The 4,938-nt window shown below is 44.5% G+C and carries 6 protein-coding genes and 1 pseudogene; all 7 read left to right on the forward strand.

All coding sequences use genetic code 11. The features are described from left to right. A partial coding sequence (locus WC615_RS22460; RefSeq protein ID WP_372980272.1) for a DUF420 domain-containing protein occupies window positions 1-196 on the forward strand: 196 nt, incomplete at its 5' end. Window positions 197-206: 10 nt separating this feature from the next. Continuing rightward, the gene (locus tag WC615_RS22465; protein ID WP_191175655.1) at window positions 207-482 is read left to right on the forward strand and encodes a hypothetical protein; all 276 of its coding nucleotides are present in this window, start codon (window positions 207-209) and stop codon (window positions 480-482) included. A gap of 45 nt (window positions 483-527) precedes the next feature. Further along, a complete protein-coding gene (locus WC615_RS22470; RefSeq protein ID WP_372980273.1) occupies window positions 528-1,190 on the forward strand; it encodes a DUF2461 domain-containing protein in 663 nt (220 codons plus the stop codon). A gap of 19 nt (window positions 1,191-1,209) precedes the next feature. Next, window positions 1,210-2,037: an OmpA family protein gene (locus WC615_RS22475; protein ID WP_372980274.1), complete on the forward strand. Its 828-nt coding sequence runs from the start codon at window positions 1,210-1,212 to the stop codon at window positions 2,035-2,037. Between the two features lie 166 nt (window positions 2,038-2,203). After that, window positions 2,204-3,868, forward strand: a complete 1,665-nt coding sequence (locus WC615_RS22480) for a UxaA family hydrolase (protein WP_372980275.1) — start codon at window positions 2,204-2,206, stop codon at window positions 3,866-3,868. A 72-nt stretch (window positions 3,869-3,940) separates the two neighbouring features. Continuing rightward, window positions 3,941-4,705, forward strand: a complete 765-nt coding sequence (locus tag WC615_RS22485; RefSeq protein WP_372980276.1) for an SDR family NAD(P)-dependent oxidoreductase — start codon at window positions 3,941-3,943, stop codon at window positions 4,703-4,705. An 86-nt stretch (window positions 4,706-4,791) separates the two neighbouring features. Beyond that, window positions 4,792-4,938 (forward strand): annotated as a pseudogene (locus tag WC615_RS22490) (ureidoglycolate lyase); the annotation flags it as partial.

Below are 4,938 nucleotides of genomic sequence, written 5' to 3' on the forward strand. Positions count from 1 at the left end.
CCTCTTGATATTAGTGCCGCATATTGTACTTGCCGCCGGCGTACTACCCCTGATATTATTAAGTTTTTATCGCGGCTTACAAATGCAGGTACAAAAACATAAGAAACTGGTAAGATGGGCGTTTCCTATATGGTTATTCGTTACAATATCGGGCGTTGTTGTATATTTGATGATCAAACCTTACTACCATTTTTAATCAGGTCGATATGAAAAAGTTAAAGTTCTTATACCTCGCATTAGTATTAGGTTTATTAGTGATAAGTGTGGTGCCTGTAAAAGCACAATGTTCTACGTGTGCAGCCAATGTAGAAACAAACTCAAAAAGTGGCGCCAAAACTACAAATGGGTTAAATAACGGTATTATGTACCTATTGGGTGCACCTTACCTGGCAGTTGCTGCCGTAGCATACATCTGGTATAAAAAATACCGCCGTAAGGATGTTGACCTTAACATGCGCAGCGAGAAGCTTAACTTAAATTAAGCGTTCGCACTTTCCTGTATTCATTTTTAATACTTCATTTCTGTAATGATAGAATCCCATACGCTTTATTTTTTAAAAGAGCTTGTTGAGAACAACAACAGGGAGTGGTTCCAGGCCAACAAAGACAGATACGATAAAGCACGCGGGAATGTGATAGAACTTGCCGCCGCTGTTATTGGCAAGCTTCATCAAGTAGATCCAAGCGTTAGTGCCGACCTTGACCCTAAAAAATGCGTAATGCGCATTTACCGCGATATCCGCTTCAGCAAGAATAAAACACCATATAAAAACAACTTTGGTATAAGCCTGCCCACACAGGGTTCAAAACTGGGTGGGGTAGAGTATTATCTGCAGATACAGCCCGGCAAATCATTCATTGCCGGTGGGTACTGGATGCCCGAGGCCGAACATCTGAAAGCCATCCGCCAGGAAATTGATTACAACGCTGCCGATCTGAAAAAGGTAATTGACGATAAAGAATTTGTAGGCCTGTTTGGCGAATTCAGGAAACAGGATCAACTGAAAACAACACCGAAGGGGTATGATGCCGATAACGAGAATATAGACTTGTTAAGGTTAAAAAGCTTCATTGTTGTGCATCAGTTAAAAGATAAAGAAGTAACAAGCGCAAATGCCGCCGATGAGATAGTTGATATGTGCAGCAGGATCTATCCGCTGAATGTTTTTTTGAAGAACGCAATTGCTTAAACACTAATCTACATATTCCATGAAATTTAAACACTTATTATTAGCCGTTCTGTTCGTTTCCGCACTGCAATCGTGCGTGGTTATGTCGCCTAAAAAGCACAAGGCATTATTAGCCGAGCGCGACTCATTAGCAACCCGCACTACCACGTTAGAAGAACAGGTATCAAAGCTAATGGCCGATACTTCACGCATTCGCCAGGAACTGGCAGGGCTAAAGGGTAACTACAGGTCATTAAACGATAAGTATAACGCCTTAGATAAAAACTATAATGCAAGTTCATCAAAAGTTAGCCAGCTATCTACTGACCTGCAAAAACGCGAAGCCCGTTTAAAAGAAGTGGAAGAAATTTTGCGCAAGCGCGATGAAGCCACAAACGCGTTGAAAGAAAAACTACAGAAAGCCCTGCTTGGTTTTCAGCAAAGCGGCTTAACTGTTGATATCCGCAATGGTAAAGTGTATGTATCATTAACTGATAAGCTATTGTTCCCATCGGGCAGTATCGTTATCGACGATAAAGGTAAACAGGCGCTTAAACAACTGGCAGCTGTTTTAAATAAAGAAGCCGACATCAATATTGCTGTTGAAGGCCATACCGATAACAAAAAGATAAAGAACCTGGGCCAGATAAAGGATAACTGGGATTTGAGCGTGCTGCGCGCAACCTCAGTAACCCGTTATTTAACCGAAACGGAGAATATCGACCCTAAAAGATTAACTGCAACAGGTAAGGGCGAGTTCCAGCCTATAGATACGGCAAACACGCCAGAAGCGCTTTCAAGAAACCGCCGTATCGAGATCGTATTATCACCAAAACTGGATGAATTGTACAACCTGATCAGTAAATAAGATAATCCATCCCGTTAATTGGATAGTCCATTATAGTAAATCCCCCACCTTGTGGGGGATTTTTTTTGTCCATATTATTTTACATTAAACGCGTTTTTTGCAGTAAATAATTATAAGCTTTTATATATTCGTAAATCAGATAACCAATTAAGCTTGCCTATAAGCTATGCCTGCAGATAAACATACATATTTACAAATACACCCGGCAGATAATGTGCTGGTAGCACTCACTAATCTTGCCGCGGGTACCGCAATTGCTTTTAACGGGCACTCATTTAACCTGCTTACCCCGGTAGAAGTGAAGCATAAGTTTACCATAACAGCACTTGAACCAGAAGCGCCCATCCATATGTATGGCGTATTGGTTGGCAAAGCCAATCAGTACATTGCCCGGGGAACGGCCTTAACGGTAGATAACATTAAGCATGCATCTGATGATTTTAAATTGGGTAACCGCAAAACAGAATGGACTGTCCCTGCAGTTGCAGAGGGCTATCGGGACAAAACATTTATGGGTTTCCATAGGGCAGATGGCTCAGTAGGTACAGGTAATTACTGGCTGGTTATCCCGCTGGTTTTTTGCGAGAACAGGAATATTAATGTTTTAAAAGAGGCCTTGTCTGCCAAACTGGGGTTTGCCAAACCGCGTGGATACGAGAGCGAAGTTGACAGCCTGGTAGAAATGTATCAGTCGGGCAAAACAGCGGCCGAAATATTAAATGCCGATCTTCAATTATCACCCGAGGGGCAATCCCCTAAAAAATTATTTGAGAACATTGACGGGATAAAATTCCTGAACCATGATATGGGTTGCGGCGGTACGCGTACCGATAGCGACACCCTTTGCGGGTTACTTGCAGGGTATATCACGCATCCAAACGTTGCTGGTGCAACCGTGCTTAGCTTAGGATGCCAGCATGCACAGGCAGCTATACTGCAAACCGAAATACAAAAACGCGACCCCAATTTTAGCAAACCATTGGTGATGCTGGAACAGCAAAAAATAGGTACCGAAAGTAAATTACTGCATGAGGCGCTGAAGCAAACCTTTGCCGGTTTAATGGAGGCCAATAAACAGCAAAGACAACCCGCCCCCTTATCAAAACTTTGTATCGGGCTGGAGTGCGGCGGGTCTGATGGTTTCTCGGGCATTTCGGCAAACCCAACACTGGGGTATTTGTCGGATATATTAGTAGGCCTTGGTGGTAGTGTTGTACTTGCCGAGTTCCCTGAGCTTTGTGGGGTGGAACAGGAACTGAGTGACCGATGCATCGATGAAACCGAAGCCATGAAATTTATGGACCTGATGCGTACCTACAACGCGCGCGCCGAGGCAGGCGGTTCAGGCTTTTACGCTAACCCGTCGCCGGGTAATATCAGGGATGGGTTAATAACCGATGCCATCAAATCGGCAGGTGCGGCAAAAAAAGGAGGCACATCGCCGGTAACGGATGTGCTGGACTACCCTGAAAAGGTAACCAAACCCGGCCTAAACCTGCTATGTACCCCGGGTAGTGATGTAGAAAGCACTACGGCCGAAGTAGCATCGGGCGCAAACGTGGTTTTGTTTACAACAGGCCTTGGTACACCAACAGGCAACCCTGTTGCACCGGTTATAAAAGTTGCAACCAACACGGCGGTATTTAACCGGATGCCCGATATTATGGATATTAATTGCGGTACCATTATAGAAGGTGAAGAAACTATCGAACAATCGGCCACACGGATGTTGGATTATGTGATAGAAGTAGCCAGCGGACGCAAACAGCCCAAGGCGGTAATATTAGGACAAGACGATTTTATCCCCTGGAAAAGAGGGGTCTCATTATAAGCTAAAAGCAGAAAGCTGAAAGTCCAAAGCTTTTACCTTTCTGCCTTTAGCTTTTAGCTCAATTTAAAATATATGTTTAGCTTAAAAAACAAACACGCGGTAATTACAGGAGGTGGCAGTGGTATAGGCCGGGCTATTTCGGTATTGTTTGCCAAACAAGGCGCTACGGTGCATATCATCGAACTGAATGCCGATGCAGCCGCGCAAACCATCGAAGAAATTGAAAGTGCCGGAGGAACTGCTTTCGGCTATACAGCAGACATTAGTAAGCAGGAGCAGGTGCTGGATGTATTTAAACAAGCCGGGCGCGTTGATATACTGGTGAACAATGCCGGTATTGCACATGTGGGCAACCTGGAGGGGACAACCGAAGCCGATCTGGACCGCATATACAATGTGAATGTGAAAGGCGCTTACAACGCGTTGTATGCCGCCATCCCGGGGATGAAGGCTAATGGCGGGGGCGTTATCCTTAATATGGCATCAATAGCAGCATGGGTAGGTATAGCCGATAGGTTTGCTTACTCCATGAGTAAGGGTGCTGTGATGGCCATGAGCCTTTCTGTGGCGCGCGATTACCTGGCTGACAACATTCGCTGCAACAGTATATCCCCGGCAAGGGTGCATACACCTTTTGTGGATGGGTTTATAGCCAAAAATTACGCAGGCCGCGAGGATGAGATCTTTGAAAAACTATCAAAAAGCCAGCCTGTAGGCCGCATGGGCAAACCCGGGGAAGTGGCAGCGCTGGCCCTGTACCTCTGCAGCGACGAAGCAGGCTTTATTACCGGTTGCGATTACCCTATTGACGGAGGATTTATAAAATTGAATAATTGAGGATGTGCGGATGTGCAAATTTCTGATGTGCAGATAGAATCAGACCAATGAACTGATGAACCAGTGAACTAATGAACTAACAATATATGAAACTGATACGATACGGCGTTGCCGGTAAAGAGAAAACCGGGGTTATTATTGATGATATAAAATACGATACATCAGCCTTTGGCGAAGATTATAACGAAGCCTTTTTTGAGAACGACGGACTGAACAGGTTACAGCAGTTCATC

This window comes from Mucilaginibacter sp., assembly GCF_041663085.1.
In the GTDB taxonomy this organism is placed as follows: domain Bacteria; phylum Bacteroidota; class Bacteroidia; order Sphingobacteriales; family Sphingobacteriaceae; genus Mucilaginibacter.